General features: G+C 72.0%; 20 protein-coding genes and 1 riboswitch. Of the genes, 6 read left to right on the top strand and 14 right to left on the bottom strand.

What is annotated here, in order from left to right:
* Positions 1–71: 71 nt before the first annotated feature.
* From OP18_RS10090 to OP18_RS10065, 6 genes are read right to left on the bottom strand one after another with little or no spacing between them, the layout of a single operon-like run.
* The gene (locus OP18_RS10090; protein WP_033358479.1) at positions 72–1373 is read right to left on the bottom strand and encodes an ABC transporter substrate-binding protein; all 1302 of its coding nucleotides are present in this window, start codon (positions 1371–1373) and stop codon (positions 72–74) included.
* A 22-nt stretch (positions 1374–1395) separates the two neighbouring features.
* The gene (locus OP18_RS10085; protein ID WP_033358478.1) at positions 1396–2496 is read right to left on the bottom strand and encodes a branched-chain amino acid ABC transporter permease; all 1101 of its coding nucleotides are present in this window, start codon (positions 2494–2496) and stop codon (positions 1396–1398) included.
* Positions 2493–3380 (bottom strand): branched-chain amino acid ABC transporter permease, encoded by an 888-nt coding sequence (locus OP18_RS10080; protein WP_033358477.1) that lies wholly within the window; start codon positions 3378–3380, stop codon positions 2493–2495. Before OP18_RS10080 ends, OP18_RS10085 begins: the two co-directional genes overlap by 4 nt.
* Positions 3377–5176 (bottom strand): AMP-dependent synthetase/ligase, encoded by a 1800-nt coding sequence (locus OP18_RS10075; RefSeq protein ID WP_033358476.1) that lies wholly within the window; start codon positions 5174–5176, stop codon positions 3377–3379. The genes OP18_RS10080 and OP18_RS10075 overlap by 4 nt, the downstream gene beginning before the upstream one ends.
* A complete protein-coding gene (locus OP18_RS10070; protein WP_033358475.1) occupies positions 5173–5934 on the bottom strand; it encodes an ABC transporter ATP-binding protein in 762 nt (253 codons plus the stop codon). The genes OP18_RS10075 and OP18_RS10070 overlap by 4 nt, the downstream gene beginning before the upstream one ends.
* A gap of 24 nt (positions 5935–5958) precedes the next feature.
* A complete protein-coding gene (locus tag OP18_RS10065; RefSeq protein ID WP_169788950.1) occupies positions 5959–6690 on the bottom strand; it encodes an ABC transporter ATP-binding protein in 732 nt (243 codons plus the stop codon).
* 332 nt (positions 6691–7022) lie between these two features.
* Positions 7023–7168: riboswitch (cyclic di-AMP (ydaO/yuaA leader) on the top strand.
* Between the two features lie 7 nt (positions 7169–7175).
* Here OP18_RS10065 and OP18_RS10060 point away from each other — a divergent pair.
* Genes OP18_RS10060 through OP18_RS10050 form a run of 3 tightly spaced genes read left to right on the top strand, consistent with a single transcriptional unit; the run spans position 7176 to position 9400 of the window.
* On the top strand, positions 7176–8162 hold the full coding sequence (locus tag OP18_RS10060; RefSeq protein ID WP_033358473.1) for a C40 family peptidase: 987 nt from the start codon (positions 7176–7178) through the stop codon (positions 8160–8162).
* A gap of 49 nt (positions 8163–8211) precedes the next feature.
* Positions 8212–8958: a methyltransferase domain-containing protein gene (locus OP18_RS10055; RefSeq protein ID WP_033358472.1), complete on the top strand. Its 747-nt coding sequence runs from the start codon at positions 8212–8214 to the stop codon at positions 8956–8958.
* Positions 8959–8968: 10 nt separating this feature from the next.
* Complete coding sequence (locus tag OP18_RS10050; protein ID WP_156089395.1) at positions 8969–9400, top strand: Rv0361 family membrane protein; 432 nt, start codon at positions 8969–8971, stop codon at positions 9398–9400.
* 87 nt (positions 9401–9487) lie between these two features.
* Here OP18_RS10050 and OP18_RS10045 read toward each other — a convergent pair whose 3' ends face one another.
* The 3 genes from OP18_RS10045 to OP18_RS10035 form a co-directional block, all read right to left on the bottom strand.
* Positions 9488–10411 carry a sigma-70 family RNA polymerase sigma factor gene (locus tag OP18_RS10045; RefSeq protein ID WP_156089435.1) on the bottom strand — a complete coding sequence of 308 codons (924 nt, stop codon included), beginning with the start codon at positions 10409–10411 and terminating at the stop codon, positions 9488–9490.
* A gap of 416 nt (positions 10412–10827) precedes the next feature.
* Complete coding sequence (locus tag OP18_RS10040) at positions 10828–11799, bottom strand: NAD-dependent epimerase/dehydratase family protein (protein WP_033358469.1); 972 nt, start codon at positions 11797–11799, stop codon at positions 10828–10830.
* An 80-nt stretch (positions 11800–11879) separates the two neighbouring features.
* Positions 11880–12842, bottom strand: a complete 963-nt coding sequence (locus tag OP18_RS10035) for a glycoside hydrolase family 16 protein (protein ID WP_033358468.1) — start codon at positions 12840–12842, stop codon at positions 11880–11882.
* Between the two features lie 233 nt (positions 12843–13075).
* Between OP18_RS10035 and OP18_RS10030 the strand changes: the two genes are divergently transcribed.
* The 3 genes from OP18_RS10030 to OP18_RS10020 all read left to right on the top strand — a co-directional run bounded on the left by OP18_RS10030 (position 13076) and on the right by OP18_RS10020 (position 17960).
* Complete coding sequence (locus OP18_RS10030) at positions 13076–14926, top strand: bifunctional metallophosphatase/5'-nucleotidase (RefSeq protein WP_052386469.1); 1851 nt, start codon at positions 13076–13078, stop codon at positions 14924–14926.
* 113 nt (positions 14927–15039) lie between these two features.
* Positions 15040–15834 (top strand): SAM-dependent methyltransferase, encoded by a 795-nt coding sequence (locus OP18_RS10025; protein WP_033358467.1) that lies wholly within the window; start codon positions 15040–15042, stop codon positions 15832–15834.
* 14 nt (positions 15835–15848) lie between these two features.
* Positions 15849–17960, top strand: coding sequence for a putative bifunctional diguanylate cyclase/phosphodiesterase (locus OP18_RS10020; protein ID WP_081970631.1), 2112 nt, complete (start codon positions 15849–15851; stop codon positions 17958–17960).
* Here OP18_RS10020 and OP18_RS10015 read toward each other — a convergent pair.
* The 5 genes from OP18_RS10015 to OP18_RS09995 form a co-directional block, all read right to left on the bottom strand.
* A complete protein-coding gene (locus tag OP18_RS10015; protein ID WP_033358466.1) occupies positions 17957–18340 on the bottom strand; it encodes a hypothetical protein in 384 nt (127 codons plus the stop codon). The genes OP18_RS10020 and OP18_RS10015 overlap by 4 nt on opposite strands.
* Positions 18341–18466: 126 nt before the next feature.
* Entirely contained in the window at positions 18467–19138 is a 672-nt protein-coding gene (locus tag OP18_RS10010) for a hypothetical protein (RefSeq protein ID WP_052386468.1), read from the bottom strand.
* Positions 19139–19193: 55 nt separating this feature from the next.
* Positions 19194–20534 carry an Os1348 family NHLP clan protein gene (locus OP18_RS10005; protein WP_033358464.1) on the bottom strand — a complete coding sequence of 447 codons (1341 nt, stop codon included), beginning with the start codon at positions 20532–20534 and terminating at the stop codon, positions 19194–19196.
* Between the two features lie 27 nt (positions 20535–20561).
* Positions 20562–20777: a hypothetical protein gene (locus OP18_RS10000; protein WP_033358663.1), complete on the bottom strand. Its 216-nt coding sequence runs from the start codon at positions 20775–20777 to the stop codon at positions 20562–20564.
* Positions 20778–20788: 11 nt separating this feature from the next.
* Positions 20789–24133, bottom strand: coding sequence for a hypothetical protein (locus OP18_RS09995; RefSeq protein WP_052386467.1), 3345 nt, complete (start codon positions 24131–24133; stop codon positions 20789–20791).
* Positions 24134–24160: the final 27 nt, after the last annotated feature.

Raw genomic sequence — 24160 nt, 5'->3', positions numbered from 1 at the left:
TACAAGATCGGCGCAAAAACGACCCGTTCGGCCAGTCGGCCGAACGGGTCGTCCCGCGGTCACCCGGGTGTCTAGAGCTTCTCGTAGCAGGGCTTGTCGAGCTTGTAGTCCTTGGCGACGGTGCCGGTGAAGTAGTCCTTCATCAGCTTGATGTCGTTCGGGCCGCCGGAGCCGACGGTCGGGTTGTAGATGAGCGACTGGCGGAAGATGCCGTCCGCGCCGCCGGCGTAGTTGCCGGCGCCGTCGGGCAGCATGCCCTCGTAGTCGACCTTGGTGAGCGACTTGGCGGCCTTGAGCAGGCCGGCCCGCGTCAGGTCACCGTCGGCCTGGGCCTTCTTCAGCGCGGCGAGCAGCGGGTACGACCACACCCAGCCCGACGTGTAGCCGTCGTTCGGCGTGACGGAGGAGCCCAGCGCCTCCCGCATGGCCTTGTGCCCCGGGGTGTCCGAGGCCCACGACTTCCACGGCGAGGACTGCAGGTACAGCGCCTTCAGCGCGGGTGCGGCGGCGGTCGCCAGCAGGCCCTGGTTCCACGACGGGCTGGTGCCGATGAACTTGCCGGTGAAGCCGCGCTGCGCGGCGCCGCCGACGATGGCGGCCGCGTCCGCCGGCCCGGTGGTCAGGATGACCAGGTCCGGCTTCTGCGTGACGATCGCGGTGACCGCGCCGGCCTGCTTGTCGGTGCCGGAGTCGGTCTTGACGTTGACGAACGTCATGCCGAGCTTCTCCGCGGCGATCTTCGCCCCGGCCGCGGCGTCGTCGCCGTAGTCGCCGGCGAGGTGCACCGCCATCACGGTCTTGGGCTTGAACGTCTCGTTGGCGTAGTCGACGGCGTTCATCGACTCGATGCAGTAGTTGGCGCCGGACTCGAGGATGTTGTCCTCGAAGGCGTAGGCCGAGGTCCACGCGGCGGGGGCGGCGAGGATGTTGTTGGCCTTCATGTCGGGCAGGATCGCCGCCGTGGTCGGCGAGCCGAGGCTCTGCGCGAGGGCCAGGACCTTGCCCTTCATCTCCTGGTACGCCTCGTTGTGGGTCTGCGGGTTGTACTTGTTGTCCCGCACGTAGGTCTCCGCGTCGATGTCGTAGCCACCGATGCCGCCCTGGGCGTTGACCCGCTTCCAGAACGCCTTCTGCGCGTCGGTGATCGGCACGGCGAGGACGTGGAACGGCCCGACCGTCAGGTCGGAGATGATGCCGAGGTAGATGCAGCCCCGGTCCTTGTGCTCGGACTTGGGGCAGGGCTCCTTGGTGATCCCGACGTCCGACTTCGGGCCCGACGAGCCTTTGTTGTCCGTGCTGTCCCCGCCGCGACATCCGGCGAGTGAGCCGACGGTGAGCACCGCGGCGAGGGCAAACATGCCCAACCTCTTCATTGAGGAGCTCCTTACGACGAGGTCAGTACGAGAACGGCCAGGCTTTCCAGTAGTTGCGGAGCCGGATCCAGATGCCGAACAGCCCGCGCGGCTCGAAGATCAGGAACACGATGATCAACACGCCGTACAGGACGGTCTCGAGCTGGTAGGCGTTGGGTGACTCCGCGGGCGAGTTGCTGATGAAGGGCAGGAACGACGGGACCTCGCGGATCAGCCGCGGCAGCAGCGTGATCAGGAAGGCGCCCAGGACGGCGCCGCTGACCGTGCCCGCACCGCCGATGAGGATCATCGCGATGTACTGCACCGACAGCAGCAGGTTGAAGCTGGTCGGGTCGAAGTAGCCGATCCCGACGTAGAGCAGCGCGCCGGCGCAGCCGGCGTAGAACGACGACACCCCGAAGGCGATCGTCTTGTACCTGGCCAGGTTCACCCCCATGACCCCGGCCGCGATGTCGCGGTCGCGGATGGCGGTGAAGGCCCGGCCCACTCGCGAGCGCGCCAGGTTGCGCGCCGCGAGAGCCGCGAGGACGAGCAGCACGAACATCAGCAGGTACAGCTTCTGGTCCCTGGTGAGGAAGGCGTCGCCGGTGTTGAGGTCGTAGCCGAGCAGGGTCGGCGCCGGTGGCTGCCGGCCGATGCCGGGCCCGCCGGTGAGCGAGGACCACTCGTTGATGACGTGGCCGCCGATGAAGACCAGGCCGAGCGTCACGATCGCCAGGTACAGCCCGCGCAGCCGGGTCGCGAGGGGCGCCACGAGCACGCCGGCGACCGCGGCGACGAGACCGGCGGCGGGCAGCCAGATCAGGATCTCGGTGATCCCGAAGCCGGTGGTGCGCGCGTCCGGGTCGCCGGCGATGGCGGCCGCGGTGTAGGCGCCGATCGCGAGGAAGAACGCGTGGCCGAGCGAGACCTGCCCGGCGTACCCGGTGACGATGTTGAGCCCGATCGCGCCGATCGCGGTGACGCAGGCCAGCCCGATCAGCTGCAGCAGCTGGTCCTCGACCAGCCAGGGCAGCGCGGCGCCGACGGCGAGCAGGACGCCGACCGCCACCTTCTTCGAGGTGGTGTCGAGCAGCGCCAGCTCCTGCGTGTAGGAGGTGCGCAGCAGTGGACGGTTTCTCATACCCTTTCGACCTCCCGGGTGCCGAACAGGCCGTAGGGGCGCACGAGCAGGACCAGGAACATCACCACGTAGGGGGTGACGATCGAGATGTTGCCGCCGAGCCACGGCAGCGAGCCCTGGTACGTGGCGGTGAGCTCCTGGACGGTGCCGACGGCGAGGCCGCCGATGACGGCGCCAGGCAGGGAGTCCAGGCCGCCGAGGATGATCACCGGCAGGGCCGTGAGCGCGATCAGCCACAGCGACTCGCTGACGCTGCCGCCGACGGCGGCGAACGTGCCGGCGACCGCGGCGAGGGCGCCGGCGAGGGCCCACGACAGCGCGAACACCGCGCCGACGCTGACACCCTGGGCGAGCGCCGCCTCCTGGTCGTAGGAGGCCGCCCGCATCGCCAGCCCGGTGCGGGTGTACCGGAAGAACAGGAACAGCGCGGCGATGAGCACGGCGGTGGTGACCACCATCGCGACGTGCCGCTGCTCGACCTGGACGCCGCCGGGCAGCTTCCACACCTTCAGCCCCCACGGGTCGCCGACCTGCCGCACGTCCAGGCCGATCGCGGCGTTGACGACGACCCGGACGGCGATGTCGATGCCGAGGGTGATGATCGCGACGGTGAACACCGGCCGGCCGATCATCGGGCGGACCGCGAGCCGTTCGACGCCGAGGGCGAGACCGCCGGTGAGCACGGCGGCCGCGGCCAGCCCGAGGAAGAAGCCGAGCGGCCCGACCAGGTACGTGGTGAGCACCGCGCCGGCCAGCATGAACGCCGGCTGGGCGAAGGAGATCACCCTGGTGGCCTTGTAGATGATCACGAAACCGAGGCCGAGCAGCGCGTAGACGCTGCCCGTGCCGACGCCGCGCAGGACGCTCTCGAGGAAGTCCTTCACACCCTGCTCCCGTACATGTCGTCGACGAGCGCCTCGAAGGCCGAGGCGACGGCGCCGCGGCGGACCTTCTGCGTCGCGGTCAGCTCGCCGTCGGTGTGGTCGAGCTCCTTGGGCAGCATCCGGAACGTCTTGACCTGCTCGACCGGGTTGTGCCCGGCGTTGACCGCGTCGACGACGCCCTGGATCAGCGCCACGACCTCCGGCTTGCCGGACAGGTCGCGGTAGGTGGTGTAGGGGATGCCGCGCCGCTGCGCCCACTCCCCCACGGTGTCGAGCTCGATGCCGATGAGCGCGGTCAGGTACGCGCGCCGGTCGCCGATGACGATCGCCTCCTTGACGAACGGGGAGGCCTTCAACGCGTTCTCGATCTCGCTCGGCGCGACGTTCTTGCCACCGGCCGTGATGATGATGTCCTTCGAACGGTCGGTGATCTTCAGGTGGGTACCGTCGAGCAGCACGCCGACGTCGCCGGTACGCAGCCAGCCGTCGGGCGTCATGGCCTCGGCGGTCGCCGCCGGGTTGCGGAAGTAGCCGGCGAACGTGCCCGGGTGCCGGGTCTGGATCTCCCCGTCGTCGGCGATGCGGATCTCGACGCCGTCGTGCGCCTCGCCGACCGTGCCGAGCCGGACCCGGCCGGGCCGGTTGGCGGTGCTGATCGCGGTGTTCTCGGTCATGCCGTAGACCTCGTACATCGGCACCCCGATGCCCATGAAGAACCGCAGCACGTCCGGCGCGATCGGGGCGGCGCCGCTGGCGGCGTAGCGGACCCGGCGCACCCCGATGCGCTCCTTCAGCGCCCGGTAGCACAGCAGCCAGCCGACGGCGTAGAGCAGGCGGCTGGCGGCGGTGTGCCGCCCGCCGTTGGCCTCCAGGGTGGCGCCGATACGGTCGGCCACCCGCAGCCACAGCCGGGCGTTGGACCGCTTCAGCGGCGACGCCCCGGCGAGCCGGACGGTGACCCCGGCCATCATCTTCTCCCAGATGCGGGGCACCCCGAACAGGATCGTCGGCTGCACCTCGCGCAGGTCGGCCTGCACGGTCGCGATCGACTCGCCGAAGTGGACGGTGACGCCGGCGGCGGCGTTGAACCAGACCGTGAAGACCCGCTCCGCGACGTGGCACAGCGGCAGGTACGACAGGGTCAGGTCGCGGGGGCCCGGCGGCGGGTCGGCGAAGCCGCCGCCCTCGACCAGCACCCGGATCGCGAAGTCCACGTTGGCGACGGTGAGCATCGCGCCCTTGGGCCGCCCGGTGGTGCCGGAGGTGTAGATGAGCGTGGCCACGTCGTCGTCCCGCGAATCCAGCTCGACCGGGCCGTCGTCCTCGTGTGAGGCGAGCAGGTCGCTCCAGGCGACCAGCTTCGGGTGCCGGTACCGGCCGCGGATGCCCCGGGGCTCGAGGTAGACGATCCACTCCAGGTCGGGGCAGGCGTCCAGCACGGCGAGGGCCTTGTCGACCTGCTCCTGGTCCTCGGCGAACAGGACCCGGGCGCCGGAGTCCGCCAGCGTGTGCCGGACCTCGTCGGGCGGGTTCGTCGGGTACAGCCCGACGGTGGCCGCCCGCACCGCGACCGTCGCCACGTCGACGAACAGCCACTCGGACCGGTTCTCCGACTGGATCGCGACCCGGTCGCCGGGCTGGACGCCGAGCGACCTGAGCGCCCGGGCGACCGTCTCCGCGGTGCGCCAGTACTCGCGCCAGGTGATCTCGCGCCAGATGCCGCGGTGCTTCTCGCGCATCGCGACGCCGTCGGGCGTGCGCTCGGCGCGCCGCCTGACCAGCTCAGCGATCGTCATGCCGCCACCTCCCCCAGGTACGCACGCAGAACGTCGGGGTGGTGCTGGATCTCCGCGGGCGTGCCGGTGGCCACCGGCACGCCGAAGTCGACGACCATGACCCGGTCGGCGAGGTCCATGACCAGACCCATGTCGTGCTCGACAAGGATCATCGGGACGCCGAGCTCCTCCCGGACGTCGAGGATGAAGCGGGCCATGTCCTCGGTCTCCTCCAGGTTCATCCCGGCGACCGGCTCGTCCAGCAGCAGCAGCTTGGGCTCCATCGCCAGGGCGCGGCCGAGCTCGACGCGCTTCTGCACGCCGTACGGCAGCAGCCCGACCGGCAGCCGGCGCCACTGCGCCAGCTCGAGGAAGTCGACGATGTCCTCGACCACCGCCCGGTTCGCGACCTCCTCGCGCCTGGCCCGGCCGAGCCACGCGATGGCGGCGAGGGTGCCGTACCGGATGTGGTGGTGCCGGCCGAGCATGAGGTTCTCCAGCACGGTCAGGTGCTGGAACAGCTCGACGTTCTGGAAGGTGCGGGCCACGCCCAGCTTGGCGACCTTGTCCGGGCGCAGACCGGTGAGGTCCACGCCGTCCAGGGTCACCCGGCCCTGCTGCGGCCGGTACACACCGGAGATCACATTGAAGATCGACGTCTTCCCGGCCCCGTTGGGCCCGATGACGGCGAAGAGCTCGTCCTTGGCGACGGTGAACGACACACCGTCGATGGCTTTGACGCCGGCGAAACTGAGCCGGACGTCTTCGAAACGCAGCACGGCGACTCCAGGGTTGTTGCGGCTCTATGACAGCCAGCGTTTGCGACGCTTGTAGTGCTTGACGTCGCGGAAGGACCGCTCGGCCCGTCCCAGGTAGAACTCGCGGATGTCGTCGTCGGCGAGCAGTTCGGCCGCGGGCTTGTCGAGCACGACCTTGCCCGTCTCCAGCACGTAGCCGTGCTCGGCGATGGACAGCGCCATGGTCGCGTTCTGCTCGACCAGCAGCACACCGGTGCCGGCCCGGTTGATCTGCACGATCAGGTCGCGGACCTGCTCGACCAGGCGCGGCGCGAGGCCGAGGCTGGGCTCGTCGAGCAGCAGGTACGCCGGGTCGGACATGAGCGCCCGCCCCATCGCCAGCATCTGCTGCTCGCCGCCGGAGAGGTATCCGGCGATGCTGCCGCGGCGCTGGGCCAGGACCGGGAACAGGGTGTACATGCGCTCCATCGCCTCCGCCCGCCCCTTCGGGCGGGTGTGGGCGCCGAGCCGCAGGTTCTCCTCGACGGTCAGCTCGGCGAACGTTCGCCGCCCCTCCATCACCTGCGACACGCCGCGGCGGACCACGGCGGCCGGCCGCAGCCGGTGGATGGGCCGCTCGTCGAGCGTGATCGCGCCCTTGGTGATGGCGCCGTCGTGCACGCCGAGCAGGCCCGACAGGGCCCGCAGCAGCGTGGTCTTGCCCGCACCGTTCGCGCCGAGCAGCGCGACGATGCGACCGGGTGGCACCTGCAGGCTGACGCCGCGAAGTACCAGCATCACGTCGTCGTAGACGACCTCGAGGTTCTGGACACGCAACACGGGTGACGCTCCTCCGGGGGTGTTCGGAGTGGGCGAACTATGTGCATCGACGGTGAATAAAGTTACGTGTATTTAACCGGGTCTCAGAGCAGAATCAAGCCCCAAATGTGTGTCCGTCAACACCGTCTTCGGTGGCGCATCACCGTCCGATGTGGACTCACGACCGGCGGTGATCCGGACTTTTAGGGCAATAGATAGACAACGACGCGCGCGGGTTTCGCTTCGTTGGTGATCACGTTAAGTTATGTCCTGGCCTGCACGGCAGTCCGTCGCCCACCCCGGGCGGCGCCGGGCAAGCGCCGCCGAGTCGAGCGCCGCTCTGGCGCTGTCGAGCCGGGGACCCAGGGTCCTTGGGGTGAATCCGCGAAGCGCGGTAGGGCGCACTCTTCCCGCCCGAACCCGTCAGCTAACCCGGTAGGCGGTCGGTGAAGAAGGGTCATCCCTTGTCCGCTGGACACCGCGCCAAACGGTCCGTGCTGCGCTCCCTGGTCATCGGGGCCGTCGCGCTGGCCGTCGTGGCGCCTGCGAGCGTCGCCAAGGCCGATCCCACCCTCGCCGAGATCGAAGCCCAGCTCGAGAAGTCGGGCAACGAACTCGAAGACCTGGTCGAGGCGTACAACAAGATCAATGTGGAGCTGGCGGCGACCCAGGCGGCCGCGGCCACCCTCCAGACCAAGCTCCAGCCACTGGCCGACAGCATGGCCACGGCCAACGCCAACGTCGACGTCATCGCCGTCGCGGCGTTCAAGGGCTCCGGCCCGCTGCAGAACCTCAACGTCGTGCTGCACGCACAGTCGTCGGACTCGCTGATCGACCAGCTCACCACGCTGCAGCAGATCAGCAAGCACCAGCAGCACGAGATCGCTGACGCCACGGCGGCCAAGTCGAAGCTGGACGAAGAGAAGAAGAAGATCGACGAGACCCTCGCCGCCGAGAACGCGCAGAAGGCGGAGCTGGAGACCAAGAAGAAGAAGATCGAGGGCGACGTCAAGAAGCTCGAGGAGCTCCGGCGCCGCGCCACCACGGCCGGCGGCACCGGCTCCACCGGTGTCAAGGTCGCGCTCGGTGCCGAGTGCACGAGCCCGGCGAACGCGCCCGTCGCCTTCGCCTGCGCCCAGCTCGGCGAGCCCTACCACTGGGGCTCCGCCGGACCGAGCAGCTGGGACTGCTCCGGCCTGACCATGATGGCGTGGAAGCAGGCAGGCGTCTCCCTGGACCACAACGCCGCGAGGCAGTGGAACCAGGTGACCCACGTGTCGCGGTCCGCGCTCTCCCCCGGCGACCTGGCCTTCTTCCGAGGCCTGGGGCATGTGGGCATCTACATCGGCAACGGCAAGATGATCCACGCGCCGACCACGGGCCGGAACGTCGAGGTCGCGCTGATCGACAAGCGCACGGACACCTACGGCTTCGGCCGACCGCACAAGTAGCGCGCCGTCCCGCTCGTCCGCCAGGAGGCCATGCCCGGCAAGATGGGGCATGGCCTCCTGGGATCCCGAGCAGTACGCCCGCTTCGCCGACGAGCGGGCCCGCCCCTTCCACGAGCTGGTCGCCCGCATCCCGACCACCGCCCCGGTCGCGGTCGTCGACCTCGGCTGCGGGCCGGGCACCCTGACCGCGACCCTCGCCGCCCGGTACCCGGACGCGGCCGTGCTGGGCATCGACGCCTCGCCGCAGATGCTCGCCGCCGCGGCGCCCCTGGCCACGCCGCAGCTGTCGTTCCAGCTCGGTGACATCGCCGGGTGGCGGCCGCAGCGCGGCTCGGTCGACGTCATCGTCGCCAACGCCTCGCTGCAGTGGGTGCCCGACCACGCCGCGCTGCTGCCGGTGCTCGCCGCCGCCCTCGACGACGGCGGCACGCTCGCCTTCCAGGTGCCGACCGGCGGCCCGATCCTCGACGCCTCGGTGCTCGACCCGGCCGTGCCCGGCCCGCGCGGCGCGTCGCCCGTGCGGGAGCCGGCCTGGTACGTGCGCACCCTGGCCGGGCTCGGCCTCGCCGTGGACGCGTGGGAGACCACGTATTACCACGTCCTGCCGGGTGACGACCCGGTGCTGGAGTGGTTCAGCGGCACGGGGCTGCGGCCGTACTTCGACGCGCTGTCCGGCGCCGCGCTCGACGACTTCCGCGCCCGGGTCGCGGCCGAGCTGCGGCAGCGGTACCCCCGCGAGCCGTTCGGCACGATACTGCCGTTTCCACGACTGTTCGTGGTGGCGCACCGACCCTAAGATCACGCGCGTGAGCCAACCCCGCAGCCGCCGCAGCTCGATGAAGCTCGTGCTGGTCATCGTCGCCGCCCTGGTCGCGCTGTGCTGCTGCGGTGGCGGCGCGGTCGGGTTGTTCTTCTTCAACAGCGCCACGAAGGCGGCCGGCGAGGCGACCTCGGCGTTCCTGACCGACCTGGAGGCCGGCAACCTCACCGGCGCCTACGACCGGCTGTGCGCGGCGACGCGGTCCCGCTTCGAGCCGCCGGCGTTCGCCGAGGTGGTCGACCGGCGCAAGCCGGTCGCGCACGACGTGCACTGGGGCGGCGGGTACAACACCAGCAACGGGCGCGAGACGGCCAGCATCACCGCGGACGTCTCCTACGCCGGCGGCGGCCGGGACGCCCACACCTTCCAGCTGCTGAAGGAGTCGGGCACCTGGAAGGTGTGCGGCGACCCCTACTGACGCGACAGCCCCCGACCCGGGCGGGTCAGGGGCTGCGGATCGTCGGGGCGGCCGGATCGGCGACCCGGCCGGGTCGCTCCAGGCGACCTAGGCGGCCTGGAGACCTTCGGCGCGGGCCAGCTCGCGGAGCCGGCCGAGGGCCTGGATCTCCAGCTGCCGGATGCGCTCACGGGACAGGGAGAACCGGCTCGCGACCTCGGTCAGCGAGTGCTCGCGACCGTCCTCCAGACCGTACCGGGCGCGCATGATGCCCGCCGACCGGTCGTCGAGGTGGTTGAGCAGGCCCTCGATGCGCTGGCGCTCCAGGGCGGCGAGGACCACGTCCTCCGGCGACGGCGCGTCGGAGTCGGAGACCAGGTCGCCGAGGCTGGTGTCACCGTCGTCGCCGACAGGAGTGTCGAGCGAGACCGTGTCCTGGGACCAGCGCTTGAGCTCGTGGACGCGCTCGACGGGGACGCCGAGTGCGGTGGCGAGCTGCTCGGGCTCGGGGTCGTTGCCGAGCTCCCGGGTGAGCTGACGCGCGACGTTGCGCATCCGGTTGACGTCTTCGACGAGGTGGACGGGCAGCCGGACGGTGCGCTCCTGCTGCGCGATCGCCCGGCTGATCGCCTGGCGGATCCACCATGTCGCATATGTCGAGAACTTGTAGCCGCGCACGTAGTCGAACTTCTCGACGGCTCGGACCAGGCCGGTGTTGCCCTCCTGGATCAGGTCGAGCATCGGCATGCCGGACCGCACGTAGCGTCGCGCGATCGACACGACGAGGCGCAGGTTGGCCCGGATGAACCGGTCCTTCGCGCGCTCACCCTCGTCGACGAGGCGCTGCAGCTCGGCGGTGCTCACACCGTCGGGCAGCTCGCCCTCGTCCAGCAGGTGCTCCGCATAGAGACCGGCCTCGACCGCCTTGGAAAGCTCGACCTCAGAAGCGGCGTCGAGCAGCGGCGTGCGGGAGATCTCATGCAGGTAGACACCAACCAGGTCGCGCTCTTCGGCACCTGTATCGGGTCGCATCTCCACTTTCACGTTCTCCACCTTCGGGCCCCTCCCCGTCCATCCTTCGCCTTCCCCGTTTCACCCTGCTAAAACGGGTGCCCCCCGGGTATGCCCCCTACACAACGGCCACGTGGCCTGCGGAATTCCACCCTCGCGGGCGATTCCGGTGACGACCCGTGAGAGTTGCACCACTTACCTAGACGACTCGGGAGCAGCTCCGGTTCGCTTCGGTTCCAACAAGTGATACGTGGTATTCCTGCCCGTCAGACGCCTAAACTCGCTGTGAGTTCCCTGGGAACGGCGCTGACTGGGACCGGGGTCACGGCTGTTCATCGGCAACCGTCGGCCGGATGACAGGCAAATGCGCAGGTATCCGTAGAAATCGACGCGTGCCGCCGTCTGTCGAAATGCTGACGTGCTCGTCACACTCCCGCCTACCGAGCGTGCCATTCCCGCAACAGGCCGACTTCTTCCTCTTCGGTGAGACCAGTGATGTGGTGTATGTCACTGAATGACGCGAGGGTGTCGGCCGCCGTTTCCCGCAGCGGCCGGGTGCGCAGCCCGGCGGCGAGGGCCGCGGAGGTGTCCCGAGTCAGGAACCCGGCGAATTCGGGCAAAGGCAACCACAGTGGCAGGGATCGCGGGCCGGACCACGGCCGGACGTCGTGCTCGGTCAGGAAGTCCTGCGGGACCCAGGTGAGCGTGCCGTCGCCGCCGAACCCGGCGTGGAACTCCCGGCGGGTCATCGGGGCACCGATGCCGTTGAAGATCCCGGTCAGCCCCTCCTGCACGGCCCGCAGCGTCCAGTCGGCCAGGTCGCGGACGTCCACGTACTGCACCCGGTCGTCGGGGTCACCGGGAGTGAGGATCTCGCCGCCGCGGGCGTGCCGGGCGACCCAGTAGTCGAAGCGGCCGGTCGGGTCCTCGGGCCCGACGATGAGCCCGGCCCGGTTGACGAAGACGTCGGGGAACGCCTCCAGGATGAGCTGCTCGCAGGTGACTTTGCAGCGGCCGTACTCCTCGACACCGGCGGCCGGGTCGTCGAGCTCCGGCGGGGCCGGTGGGAGCAGCGGCGCGGTCGCCTCGGACAGGTCGGGGGTCGCGATGTCGGCATACACGGAGCAGCTGGACACGTACGTGACGTGCCCGACCCGGCCGGCCAGCTCGGCGACCATGTGCCGCACGTGGCTGGGGGTGCGGGCGACGTCCACGACCGCGTCGAAGGTGCCTTCGACGTTGCTCAGGCCGCCCGGCCGGGACCGGTCGGCGGTCACGAACCGGGCGCCGTCGACGGGGTCGCCGGACGTGCCGCGGGCCGCGCAGGTGACATCGTGGCCGGCGGCCAGGGCCTGCCGGGCGATCGCCCGGCCGAGGAACACGGTGCCGCCGAGTACAAGGATTCTCATCCGGCGATCCTTCGCCGCCGGCGCGCCGGCCGGCTGCCCTGTTCGCTCTCAGCGCGACGCGCGGACCGCGGGACCGGGGGTCAGGCGCGGTGCGCCGGCGGCGGGCGGTGCGGCCGGGTCTTGCGCAGCACGAACGCGAACAGCGCGACCGCCGCCATCGCCGTGGCCACGACCGCGAGCCACAGCGACCACCGGTGCCCGCCCGGCGAGCCGGGCACCGCGTTGTGCACCGTGGACGGCTGGGCGGCGCCGGCGGGCAGGGGCGAGTCCGGGGCGTAGGCGTACACGCGCAGGTAGTCGACCTCGAACTCGGCGGGCAGCGCCGTCGACGGCCCGGGGGTGCCCGGGCTGCCCTGGGTGCCCGGCCCGCCGGTGGTGACCGCGAAGCCGAACCAGCGGTGCCGGGTCGACACGCCCGGGTCGGCGGCGCGTTCCTTGCCGTCGACGAGGACGCGGAAGCCCGTGGGCGCCCACTCGATGGTGTAGGCGTGCCAGTCGCTGAACGGGCCCGGCAGCGGCCGCACCGAGGTCTGCGCGCCGGTGCCGTTGCGCACCAGCCCCTGCTCCCCGCCGGGCCGGGCGGTGATCTCCAGCTGCGAGGCGTCCTGCCCGGGCGGCTCGTCCACCGGGCGCAGCATGGCGACCGAGGAGATCCCCGCGCCCACCGCCACCCGGGCGCGGAACTCGTAGCGGCCGAACTGCTGGGCGGCGCCGAGGCAGCGCAGCTCACCGGTGACGAACTGCCGGCCTCCGTACGCGCGCCGGTGCAGGGCGAGGTGCAGCCGGCCGCCGGAGACGGTGACCGCCTCGGGCCGGAAGTAGCTGGCCTCGGCGCCACCGCCACCCTCGCCGCCGGCGCCACCGAGGGTGCCGTCGGCCACCCCGTCGTAGGCGGCGCACCCGGGCGGCAGGGCCCCGGGGTCGTCGAAGGACTCGGAGAAGACCGGCGTCCAGTCGCCGGGCTCGACGGCGAGGACCGGCGCGGGCGACACCCAGACCGCGGACGCGACGACGACCAGGACGGTCGCGGCTCGCCTCAGCATGGTGTCAGCCCCCTTTTCGAAAAACCTACCGGATACCTTGCGTCCGCACAGCATCGCGCAGCGTCGACGATCGTGCGCAGTCGGCGGCCCGATCGGTCAGCCGGACGCCGTCGATCCCGGTAGGACCCTCGCATTCACCCGCATGCCATCTGTACGCCTCCGGCAGACGCTCGTGCGGGATCGACCGCTACGGAAGGATGGCCGTCGACGCATGTCTTCCTGAAGGAGAGAACATGGCCCAGCCCCGCGCCCGCGCGTGGCGGATCGCTCAGCACCTCGCGGTGCCGACGCTCGCCGTCGCGGTTGTCGCCTTGCTGCCCTTAGCCAAGTCGGGCCCAGCCGAGCAGTCCGACCGTTGGACACCGCTCACGCCGGCGAACGTGTCGTTCAGCCAGAAGACCGGGCCGACGACGTCCGCGCAGCTGCTCGGGTTCAACGACTTCCACGGCAACATCGACCCGCCGCTGGGCAGCGGCGGGCTCATCAACGGCACCCCGGCGGGCGGCGCCGAATACCTCAGCACCTGGCTGACCAAGCTGCGCCAGGCGGCGGAGGCCGGCGGCGTGCACAACAGCGACACGGTCGTGGCCGGTGACAACATCGGCGCCACGCCGCTGGTCAGCGCCGCGTTCCACGACGAGCCGGCGATCGAGGTCCTCAACGCGATGGGCGTCGACGTCGCGTCCGTCGGCAACCACGAGTTCGACGAGGGCGTCGACGAGCTCAAGCGCATCCAGTTCGGCGGCTGCCACCCGGTGGACGGCTGCCAGGACGGCGACGGCTTCGCCGGCGCCCAGTTCCCGTACCTCGCGGCCAACGTGACCAGCAAGTCCACCAAGCTGCCGGTCCTGCTGCCGTTCACGATCAAGTTCTACGACGGCGTCCCGGTGGCGTACGTCGGCATGACCCTCGAGGGCACGCCGGGCATCGTCAACCCGGCCGGCATCAAGAACGTCGACTTCCGCGACGAGGTGCAGACGGCGAACCAGTACGCGACCGTCCTGGGCTGGCTCGGCATCAAGTCGATGGTGCTCGTCATCCACGAGGGTGGCCTGCAGAGCAGCCCGCCCGCGCCGCTGGACCCGTCCGGCTGCGCCAACTTCGCCGGCCCGATCACCGACATCGTCAAGGGCCTCAACCCCGCGTACGGCGTCGTCGTCTCCGGCCACACGCACCGCTTCTACACCTGCGAGCTGCCGAACTCCTCCGGCGCCAACTCGCTCGTGACGAGCGCCGGCACCGCCGGCACCCTGGTCACCGACATCCGCGTGACGCTGGACCGCAAGACGCGCAAGTTCGTCGACGCGTCCGCCACCAACGTCATCGTGGAGAACGGCGTGAAGAACGCCGACGGCACGTGGCAGAAGGACGCGGCGGGCAACTTCGTGCGCAACGCCGCGCTCGTCGACCCGAAGATCAAGGTCATCGCCGACAAGTACCGCACGGCCGTCGCGCCGCTGGCGAACAAGGTCATCGGCAGCATCACCGCCGACATCACCAACATCGCGCAGGCCAACGGCGAGTCCGCGCTCGGTGACGTGATCGCCGACGCGCAGCTCAAGTACACCGCCTCGGCCGGCGCGCAGATCGCGCTGATGAACCCGGGCGGCATCCGGCAGTCGCTGATCTACGCCAACTCCCCCGGCGGCGAGGCGCCCGGCCAGGTCACCTACGGCGAGGCCTTCACGGTCCAGCCGTTCAACAACCTGGTCGTCACCCAGCCGATCACCGGCGCCCAGCTCAAGAAGGTCCTCGAGCAGCAGTTCACGGGCTTCGAGGGGCAGACCACGCAGAAGATCCTGCAGGTGTCCGCCGGGTTCACCTACACCTACACGGCGTCGGCCCCGCTCGGGTCGAAGGTCAGCGACATCGCGCTCAACGGCACGCCGATCGACCCGGCCGCCACGTACCAGCTGACCACGAACGACTTCCTGGCCAACGGCGGCGACGGGTTCAGCAACCTGAACCAGCCGGGTGCCCCGCGGGTCTACGCGCCGGGCTTCGACGTCGACGCCCTCACCGCGTACCTGACGCCGGGTCCGGTCGCTCCGGGCCCCGTCAACCGGATCACGCGAATTGCCTGATCGATGACCGTGTGGGCGGGCAGCGGGTTTTCCTCCTGCCCGCCCACACGTATGCTCGCAGGCGCCCGAACACGAGCGCAGTCCGCACGACCGAGGTCGAAAGGTGTTGATCGGTGGAGCGACCGAGCTGGGCACCCGCGGACGTGGACCTCAACCGGCCGAGCGTGGCCCGCGTCTATGACTACTACCTGGGCGGCTCGCACAACTTCGCCGCCGACCGCGCGTTCGCGGAGCAGGTCCTCAAGGTCATGCCGGTCGTGGCGGCCCTGGCCCGCAGCAACCGCGCGTTCCTGCGCCGGGCGGTGACCATGCTCGCCGAGCAGGGCGTGCGCCAGTTCCTGGACCTCGGCTCGGGCATCCCCACGGTGGGCAACGTGCACGAGCTCGTGCCGGGCGGCAAGGTCGTCTACGTCGACCACGACCCGGTGGCGGTCGCCCACAGCCGCGCGATCCTCGCCGACGTGCCCGGCACCGCCGTCGTCGCCGCCGACCTGCGCTCCCCCGCGGAGGTGCTCGCCACGCCGCAGGTGCGGGGGCTGTTCGACTTCACCGAGCCGATCGCGTTCCTGCTCGTCGCGGTGCTGCACTTCGTGCCCGACGAGGAGGGCCCCGCCGACATCGTGCGCGGCTACGCCGACGCCGGCGTGCCCGGCAGTCACGTCGTGCTGTCCCACGCCGGGCTCGACCGGCCGCTCACCCCCGCCGAGGAGGCCGCCTGGGAGATGTACCGCACGTCGCCCAACCCGCTGATCCTGCGCAGCCGCGCGGAGGTCGCGAAGCTGTTCGGCGACCTGACCCTGCTGGAGCCCGGCGTCGTCGCGACCCACGACTGGCGGCCGGTCCCCGGTGCCGAGACCGCACCCGACGGCGACGCGTTCGGCTGCGCCGCGGTCGCCCGCAAGGACTAGTGCACCCACTGATCATGACCGCCCTCAGCCCCACGCCGACGTCGTGGGACCGCCCGCACCGAGCCGCCGAGCGGCTCGCCCGCAGCTGGTCGCTGGCCATCGCCGGCACCAGCTACGTGTCGATGAACGGGCTGGAGGTGCAGGACTTCCTCACCGCCCTGGCCTCCCGGCTCATCCACGCGCTCACGGCCGAGACCTTCGACCCCGCCGACGTGCGCGAGGTCGGCTCGACGCTGGTCGCCGCCCACTTCACCGAGCCGACCACGCTGGAGCGCACCGTCGCGGTGCTCAGCGAGCAGTTCGCGAAGGCGCCGATCAAGCGGGTCGCGGAGATCCAGGGCGCGCTCGCCGCCGGGTACGCACAGGCGCTGCGCGTCCGGGTCCTCGACGAGCAGGAGGAGATCCGCACTGCGGCGCTGTGGGCCCGGGCCCGGGCCGAGGAGAGCCGCCGGGTCAGCGAGGCCCGCTTCCGGGCCATCTTCGCCGGCGCCGCCATCGGCATGAGCGTCAGCACCGTCGACGGCCAGGTCATCGAGGTCAACCAGGCGCTGTGCGACATGCTCGGCTACTCCTCCGACGAGCTGCGGCTGATGACGTTCGAGGACTTCGTGCACCCGCAGGACCCGCCGATCGCCCCCGGGATGTTCGACGAGATGCTGGCCGGCCGGCGCGACCAGTTCCGCATCGAGAAGCCGTACACGCACAAGGACGGCCACCAGGTCTGGACCGACCTCGTCGCCTCGGTCATCCGCGACGAGGACGGCGAGCCGAAGTGGCTGGTCGCCATGTTCGAGGACATCACCGAGCGGTACCTGCTGCAGCTGCAGCTGCGGCACCAGGCGCTGCACGACCCGCTGACGCAGCTGCCGAACCGCACGATGTTCTTCGACCGGCTCGCGGAGCTGCTCGCCGGCGCCGACGACGAGCCCGGCTCGCGCGTCGGCGTGTGCTACCTCGACGTCGACGGGTTCAAGGTCATCAACGACACGCTCGGGCACGACGTCGGCGACCAGCTGCTGCAGACCGTCGCCCGGCGGCTGGCCCGCTCGATCTCCGGCGACGGCCAGCTGGTCGCCCGGATGGGCGGCGACGAGTTCGTGGTGCTCATCGAGCGCTGCGAGGGCCCCGACGACGTGGTCGCGGTCGCCGAGCGGGCCCTGGACACCGTCCGGGCGCCGGTCCACGTCGGCGGGCACGAGATCAGCATCTCGGCCAGCATCGGCGTGGTCGAGCAGCCGCTGCGCGGCACCAGCACCGCTGAGCTGATGAAGGCCGCCGACACCACGCTGTACTGGGCGAAGGCCGACGGCCGCAACCGGCTCGCGCTCTTCGACGCCGAGCGGCACGCCCGCGAGGTGACCCGCTACGAGCTGTCGGCCAGCATGCCCGCGGCCCTCGAACGGCGCGAGTTCTTCGTGGAGTACCAGCCGCTGGTCCGCCTCGGCGACGGGGTCACCATCGGCGTGGAGGCCCTGGTCCGGTGGCGCCACCCGCGCTTCGGGGTGCTGGGCCCGGACGCGTTCATCGGCATGGCCGAGGAGACCGGCCTGATCGTGCCGCTGGGGCGGTGGGTGCTGCACGAGGCGTGCAAGCAGGCCGCGCAGTGGCACCGCGAGCACGGCGACCGGGCGCCGTTCATGAGCGTCAACCTGGCGGTCCGGCAGATGCGTGACCGCACCATCGTCCGGGACGTGCAGGCGATCCTGGAGCAGACCGGGCTGGCGCCGCAGCGGCTGCAGCTGGAGCTGACCGAGAGCGCCGTGATGGGCAGCGGCGGCGAGCCCACGGAGGCGCTCAACGCCCTGGCCGCGCTCGGGCCGCGGATCGCGATCGACGACTTCGGCACCGGGTACAGCAACTTCGCCTACCTGCGGCACCTGCCCGTGCACAGCCTGAAGCTGGCGGGCTCGTTCGTCGCCGGGCTGCGCCCGCCGGAGGGCGCCGACCCGGTCGACCAGAAGATCATCGCGGCGGTGATCGGGCTGGCGCACGCGCTCAACCTGCGGGTCACGGCCGAGGGCGTGGAGACGGCCGAACAGGCCGACCGGCTGCTGGCCCTCGGCTGCGACACCGCGCAGGGCTGGTACTACGCGAGCTCCGGTCCGCCGTCCTCGATCCGGTTCTAGCTCGCCGCGTACGGGTTGACGTCCTCGTTCATGTCGACCATCAGCTGCGACCACAGGTCCGCCTCGTGCCGGTCGGCGCCGATCAGGTCGTAGGACCCGTCGGTGAAGCCCGGGTCGAAGTGGAACTCGGGCAGGTCGGTCTCGTCGACGTACTGTGACTCGTCGCTGACGTCGCCGAAGCTCGGCTGCTCGTCGTGCAGGTCACCGCCGACGTCGCTGATGTCGCCGTCCAGGGTGGCGTGCCCGCCCTCCTGGCCGCCGGCGTCGAACGCGTCGTGGTGCTCGTCGAACTGCTGGTCGGCGGAGAGCAGGTCAGCGCCACCGTCGTGGTCGACCTGGAGACCGTCCTCCATCTCCCAGTCGATGTCAAAGTCGCTCATGGCCCGCTCCCGGCTCGTTGGTTACCTGGAAAACGGTAGGCCGGTCCGCCGCCGGACTGATCCCCGAAACGTGCCATGACCAAGTTTCGGTGCCGCGACGCCGGGCGCGCCGCGGCGCCGGCGGGCTCAGGGCCGAAGCCACCAGGGGCTCGTGTACGCCAGCCCGAAGTCGTTGCACGGGTGACCGTTGGGCCCGGGGCTCGGGTCGGGCAGGGTGGGGTCCGAGACCCGCAGGACGACCCAGTCGCCGAGCGCCGCGTCCAGCGGCACCGTGAAGCGCACGACCTGGTTGGCGACGGTGTCGATCACGTCGGCCACCCACAGCCCGGTGCGGCCCTTGCCCTCGGGGAAGCCCCAGTCGGTGCCGTGCTCGTCGGGGACGCCGCTGATCCCGGTCCGCCAGCCGGCGTTGAGGCAGGCGTTGAGCGCCGACGTGCGCCCCTCGGACCAGCCGTCGAAGAGGTAGTCGTCGCCCCGGTTGAACATCTCCAGGCCGACCACCGCGGCGCGGGCCGCGGCGGTGAAGGCGAAGTTGCCGAAGCGGGCGATCTCCCGGCCCGGGTGGTTGAAGCGGGCCACCCCGCCGTTGTTGACGATCCAGTTGTACAGGCCGCCCATGTTGCCGGACCCGCCCAGGTCGGTGAAGCCGTTGGTGAACCAGACGTTCACGTGCCCGAGCAGCGGGTGCGACCACTCGAACCCGCGGACGGCGGTGGAGTTGCCCGGGTCGTCGGCGGCGTCGGCGAGGGCGCCGGCGCGGTCCCACTCCGACTTCGACAGGCCGCTGATGGAGCGCACGCGCCACCCGGCCCAACATGTCGATACATGTTGATGTCCGGCGGGCGAACTCCGGTCAGCGGGTGCGGCGGTCCAGCCAGCCGTCGCCGTTGAGGTCCTCGTACCGCTGGTCCATCACGCCGTCGTGGTTGGTGTCGATCTCGGAGGAGTTGATGAGGCCGTCCCGGTCGGTGTCGTGCCCGACGAACTCGGCCCGGCCGTCACCGTCGACGTCCACCACGATGTCGACGCCGCCGTCGGCCCGGTTCACGTACGTGTGCTGGTCCCACCGGCCGTCGCCGTCCCAGTCGACCCGGGTGTGGTACCCGTCGGTCGGGGCCTGCCCGGCACCGTTCGGGGCGGCGTCGTGCAGCGCGCCGGCGACGCCGCCGATGACGCCGCGGTGGCCGCCGTCGCCGGGCGGCGGGGCCGGGGTGCCGCCGTGCGACGGCGAGAGGCTGTCGAGACCGGCGGCGATGCCGTGCCGGCCGCTGCCCGCGGCACCGTCGGCCGGGCCGAACCCGGCCGTGCCATCCGTCGTGCCGCCGGCCGCGCCGATGCCGGCGCTGCTGGAGCGGTACACGGTGCCCTGGCTGCTGGTGTGGACCTCCGTCACGTGCCCCGCGACACCGTGCCCCGCGCCGCCGGCGTACGGGTCGGCCTCGGCGAGCCCGGCGCTGCCGCCCGCCGGCTGGTCCGGCGCCTCGGCGAGGCCCGCGCTGCCCTGCCCGCCGTAGCCGGCGGAGGCGTACACCCGCGGACCGTCGGCGGCCTCGGACAGCCCGGCGCCGGCACCGGCCGGCTGGTCCGGCGCCTCGGCGAGCCCGGCGCTGCCCGGCCCGCCGCTGTGGGCGTGGGCGTCGGCCAGGCCGCCGAACCCGCCGGCCGACCCGGCGGACGCGGACGCGCCACCGGGCCCGGCGTGCGCCTCGGCCCCGCCGGCGGCGGCGTGCGCGCCGTGCTGGAGGGCGCCCTGGACGTGCGCGGCGAGACCGCCGTGCGGCTCGGGCTGCTCGACGGCGGCGTGCCGGCCGCCGGACTGCTCCAGGGCGCCCAGGCCCCGGGCCACGCTCTGCCCCGCGCCGCCGCCCTGGGAGCCGGCCGCGTGCGCGCCTGCGCCGTGCCCGGCGTCGGCCGGGCCGCCAGTACCGCCCAGGCCGCCCGGGCCGTGCCCGTGGACGACGTCGCCGAGGCCCGAACCGATCGAGGACAGCAGACCGAACATGCTGGCCTTGCTGGTGCGCTGCTCGACCCGGGACTGCCCGGTGTCCCCGCCGCCGACCTGCGCCTGGAGCAGCTCCAGCTCATCGGCGCTGAGGTCGTACCCGGCGAGCGCACCCGCCGGGTCGGCGGCCAGGCGGGCCTGGAAGCCGGGGTCGGTCAGCAGTCGCTCCAGCACGTCGTCGAAGTCGCTCATCGGAACAGTCCCCCAGGTGTCGGTCGGTCAGTCGAGCTCGGGCATGGGCACGGGCTGTGGCCGGGGCCGGCAGGTGCCGCACTGCACCGCGTCCTCCACGACGAGGCCCTCGGCCCGCCCGCGGCTCTGCGAACGGTGCACCTCCAGCAGGTACGGGCCGAACTTCGCGTGGTCCTCACACAGCCCACGGGCGCAGAACCGGCACGACCCCCGCGCCGCCTTGGCGCAGAACCAACAGAGCACGTTCGACTCCCTCAGCCAGGAATGCATTGCGCGTTGTAGTGAAGCGTGATCGGCGCCGACCACGCGCTTGCGTTGCCCGCCGGATCGACCGCCCGAGCGGAGATGGTGATGTCGAAGTAGTTCTGCGAGACCACGTCGCCGAACGAACCGCTGAACGCGGTGCCCTTCAGGTACGTGACCGAGGAGGTGCCCTTCACGCTCGTACGCAACGTCACCGTCAGTGTGGACGACGGGTCCACGCGGTCGGCCGCGGTGATGGCGAACGTGATGGTCGACGGTCCTCCGTAGCGGCAACCGGGCGGGTAGAGGTCGGCTGCCCGCGGCTGGGTGATCGACACCGTCGGCACGGTCGTGTCGCGCGGGGGCGGCGGAGACGTGGTCGGCGGCCCGGCGGTCGTCGTGGTGCCGCGGGTCGGCGTCGGGGTCCTCGTCCTCGTCGGGGTGGTGCCCGGCGACGCGGAGGCCGACGGGCTGTCGGACGGCGACGGGGACGCGGACGGCGACTCCGACGGCGGGTCCGACGGGGACGGCGACCCGGTCGGGGTGCCGCCGGGCTTGGGCAGCGCGACGCCGTCGCCGCAGGTCAGGTCGGCCGACGGGTCCACCGTGACGGCCGAGCCGCCCTGGGTGACGACGCCCGAGCCGACCTCCGGCGTGCCGGTGCCGGCCGACAGGGCGTAGCGGGCCCGGCCGTCGTTGCCGACGGGGTCGCCGGCGCCGGTGACGGTGAGCTGCAGCGGGTCGAACGCCGTCGTGGTGCTCGTCGTGTCGACCAGGGTGCGGCCGGCCCGCAGCGTGAACGCGCCGGTCGGCTGGATCGGGCGGCGGTCGACGGAGCTGACCAGCTCGCCGACGTCGAGGCGGGCGCCGGCGCACAGGACCGTGACGCTGCCGCCGCGGAACGTCATCGTGGCGGTGGAGCGGTCGCCGATGGTGACGGTGTCGCCCCGCTCGACGTACAGCCTGCCGTCGCGGCGCAGCGTGCGCTCCTGGCCGTCGACGGTGACGACGGCCTGGCCCCGGGTCACGGTGACCAGGGCCCGGTCGGTCGGCATCTCGGCCCACACCGGCGCGGAGAACAGGTTGCTGCCGGTCAGGAACAGCGCGAAGAGCAGCAGCAGGACCAGCAGCCACCACAGCTTGCGCTCGAAGCGCTTGTCGACGGTGTCGTCCGAGGGGCCGTGGACGCCGGGCGGCGCGGCGAGCGGCGGGTACGCGGCCGGCGGGTGGGCGCCCGAGGACGGCGCCCGGCCGCCGGCGACCGCGCCGGAGGGTGCGGGACCGCCGATGAGCAGGGGCAGGCCGGCGACGGCGGGCAGCACCCAGACCCGGGCGGCGGAGCGGGCGGTGGCGACCTGGCCGGGCGCGCCGTCGCCGTACGGGCCGATCATCGCGCCGCGGCCCAGCTGCACGCCCTCGGGCAGCGCCAGCGTGCCGGACGCGACCACGATCGCGTCGGTGCCGCTGCTCAGGTGCACCGGCTGGCCCGGCGCCAGCTGCGCCGGCTGGGCGCGGGTCATGAGCCCGAGCCGGTCCTCCGCACCGAGGTCGGCGAGCGCCGGCGCCTCCGCCAGCAGCGCCTCCAGCTCGGCCCACTCCACCGGCGGCGGGCCGGGCAGCGGGCCGACGGCGGCGGCGACCGTCGACGGCGGGATCGCGAGCAGGGTGGTGCCGGCGGTCAGCCAGCCGAGCGCGGCGGGCGCGCCGGTGATCGCGTTGGCGAGGCCGACGACGCCGCCCTTGCCGACCCGCTCCCGGACGGTGCCGGTCGGGTCGCCGGGGCGGCGCGCCTCCAGGGCGCCGTCGACGACGACGTACACCGACTGCTGCGCGGCACCGGCGAAGACCAGCTGCTCGCCGGTGCGCGGGTGCACCCAGCGGGCCTGCTCGGCGAGCTTGGCGAGTGCGGCCGGCGGCAGGTCGGCGAGGCTGGAGCCGCGCAGGGCGGCGAGGCGGCGCGGCTCGTCCCGGGAGAGCTTGCGCTCCCCGAGCCGGTCACGCAGCCGGCGGGCGCGCCGGCGCAGCCACGAGAACAGCAGGTAGACCAGCGGGGCGAGCAGCCCGGCGACGATGACCGCGAGCAGCGCCCGGGCCGCCCAGCCGGCGTTCCACAGGCCGGTGACGACCCCCGCGACCCGGTCGGTGTAGATGCGGTAGATCAGGTTGACGGCGATGGCGAGCCAGACGACGGCGAGCATGCCGTACAGGGCGACGAGGCGGCCCTCCCGATCCAGCTCGTTGAAGCGCGGCGGGCGCCGGCGCAGCCGGGCGAGCACCCAGGCCAGGCCGCGGGCCCGCAGGTTGGGCACCTCCAGCCAGTCCATGAGCAGGTAGTAGCCGTCGAGCGCCATGAACGGGTTCAGGTTGAACAGCGCGTTGAGGTACCAGGCGAACGCCAGCTTGAACGTCCACGGCTGCAGCTCCGGGTAGAACAGCCCGACGAGCTGGCAGGCGCCGGCGAGCACCAGGCCGGTGGCCGGTCCGGCGACGGTGGTGACGATCCGGGCGCGCCGGCCGGCCATCCACACGTCGGTGGTGTCCACGAAGACCGACGGGATCCCGAAGTACACGAGGAAACCGGCGACCGGCACCTTCCGGCCGGCGTGCTTGGCGCCCAGCGCGTGGCCGAGCTCGTGGCAGGCGAGCGCGACGACGTTGAGGCCGAGCAGCACCAGGGCGCCGGTGAAGTAGGAGTCCTGGGTGAGGAACACCGACTGGTCGGCGCGGAACCAGTTGAAGACGAACACGCCGAGCCCGGCCAGCGCGACCAGCCCGGCGAGCACGGCGACGACCCGGGTGAAGAACAGCCGGCCGCCGGCCTTGTACAGGAACGTGACGACGGGGTCGACACGGGCGATGACGACCCGGCGCCCCTGCGCGGTGGCCAGCAGCGCCTTGCCGAGCCGGATCGGCCACGGCCGGCGGTGCACGCGGTGCAGCCGGTGGAACGCGTCGACGGGCAGCTCGTCGAGCATGCGGTTGCCGGCGAGGTCGGCCACGACCCGGGTGACCTGGTCGGGCGCGAGCCGGCCGGAGATGCGGGCGAAGTCGGCGACGAGCCGGGCGACGGTGCGGCTGCCGTCCATGAGCTGCGCCAGGCTCCACTCGTCCGGCGTGAGCCGCAGGTAGCAGGCCTCGCCCCGGTCGGGCGAGCGGACCATGACATAGTCGACGCCGCGGGCAGAGGTGAGCGTGACGGCCTCGACCTCGGCGCGCAGCACCGGCCGGGCGCGGGCAGGGTTGAGCCGGTCGGTGACTGCCTGCCACAGACCCTGGTCAGTGGGGCCCCACGGGACCCCCGGGGCACGCCCGGCGAGGGCCTCCCAGACACTGATGCGCGTCTCGATGACGGCCACGATCGCTCCTGATAGGGCCACTGTTCC

Source organism: Dactylosporangium aurantiacum (assembly GCF_000716715.1).
Lineage (GTDB): Bacteria > Actinomycetota > Actinomycetes > Mycobacteriales > Micromonosporaceae > Dactylosporangium > Dactylosporangium aurantiacum.
The sequence above is the reverse complement of the archived record's forward strand: the minus strand, read 5'-3'. Positions and strand labels throughout refer to the sequence as shown.